This window comes from Robertmurraya sp. DFI.2.37, assembly GCF_029211245.1.
GTDB classification, from domain to species: Bacteria; Bacillota; Bacilli; order Bacillales; family Cytobacillaceae; genus Robertmurraya; species Robertmurraya methanolica_A.
This window is the reverse complement of the sequence record NZ_JARGEJ010000585.1, coordinates 1-305: the sequence shown is the minus strand read 5'-3', so window position 1 is coordinate 305 and position 305 is coordinate 1. Positions and strand designations below refer to the sequence as shown.

General features: G+C 35.7%; 1 protein-coding gene. It reads left to right on the top strand.

What is annotated here, in order from left to right; translation table 11 throughout:
- Positions 1-11: 11 nt before the first annotated feature.
- Positions 12-305: hypothetical protein (locus PZE06_RS27795; RefSeq protein ID WP_275792373.1), on the top strand; the 294-nt coding region annotated here is incomplete at its 3' end.

Sequence of the window (305 nt, the reverse complement as noted above, 5' to 3'; positions counted from 1 at the left end):
TTACTGGAGATATGCTTGTTTCACCAGAAAGCAACAATTATGCTCCGTTTTATACTTTGATTGAAGGAATAAGAAAGAAGGATATTGCCTATTTCGTACCAGGAAATACAGATCCTCAAAGTTATATCATTGGAGAGAAGGAAGTGTATGAAAGAGATCGTTTTATTAAGGGAATGGAAGCACGCGGCCTAAAATTGTTAGACACAGTTGAAAAAGTGAAAGTCGGCTCTTCCAACATATACTTTACCTATTTTGAAAATTCCATCGCATTATTAGAACAGAGTGAACAGGATAAAAAGCTTGAG